Source organism: Arsenicibacter rosenii (genome assembly GCF_001870735.1).
In the GTDB taxonomy this organism is placed as follows: domain Bacteria; phylum Bacteroidota; class Bacteroidia; order Cytophagales; family Spirosomataceae; genus Arsenicibacter; species Arsenicibacter rosenii.
On record NZ_MORL01000181.1, the window covers coordinates 1 to 997 of the forward strand.

Genomic DNA, 997 nt, shown 5'->3' on the forward strand with positions numbered 1-997 from the left:
TGCCCGTTCAGGTCGGAGCTGTTATAGGCTTTCGTACCCGCGTACCACGCCCACAGCTGCTCATTTGAATAGGTGGTGCCGATGTAGTTTTTCTTGTAATCAGCCAGCGACAACAGGCTATAGCCATACTGTTCTGCCAGTTTGATGGCCTCCCAGTTCGCTTTGGCGGCTTCTTCCCAGTCTTTCTGGCCGTTCTTGTTATTGAGCGGGCTGGCAGCATACAGCAGCGCACGGGCTTTAAACGCAATGGCAGCCACACCCGTCGGCCGTTTCTGTTCCGGGTTATTGAGGTGACCGGCAACACCAGGCCCCGGGTCGCGGCGCATCATGTTGGCTTTTTCAAAGTACATAGCCGCCGAATCCATATCACTGGCGATCCGGAGCAGTGTCTCGTTTTTGGATAACCGCGGAATATCCCACTGATCGTCAGGGCCGATTACCTTGTTCAGATAAGGCATCGGGCCCCACAACCGGAACAGCTCAAAGTGCGCGAAGGCACGGATAAAATGCGCCTGCCCTTTGAAATCATTGATATCTACATCGTTGACATCCTTCAGTTGATTGATGTTTTTCAGCGACAGGTTGCAGATCCGGATGATGTTGAACATCGACCCCAGAATAGGGCGACGGGCCTGATCATACGTCATCTTGTTGATAATCGCCGAAATCTGACCACTCTTGATCACCTGCGAGTCCATCAGACGGCCCATATCGCTCATATCCGTCAGCGACTCCATGCTGTATTTCTGATCCCAGAAGTCGAAATAAAGCGAGTAGGCATTCTTGATGTTATACTGCCGCCAGGTCGAACCGTCGAGTTTTGTCCCCTCGTAAATCGTGTCAAAAAACTTTTTGAAGTTTTCGTATTTCGAAAAAACATCGGCTTCCGTCAGGCCGGATTCCGGGGCTTTGTTCAGGTATTCCTCGATGCATGACGTAAGCATGAACATCAGCAATACAGCTGAACTAAGTAAATAAACGTATTTTTTCATTTGCT

Annotated in this window: 1 protein-coding gene; it reads right to left on the reverse strand. The window is 50.2% G+C overall.

The genetic code is table 11. The annotated features are described in order from the left end of the window. Window positions 1–944 (reverse strand): RagB/SusD family nutrient uptake outer membrane protein (locus BLX24_RS30680; protein WP_229201934.1); only part of this gene is annotated, 944 nt, incomplete at its 3' end. Window positions 945–997: the final 53 nt, after the last annotated feature.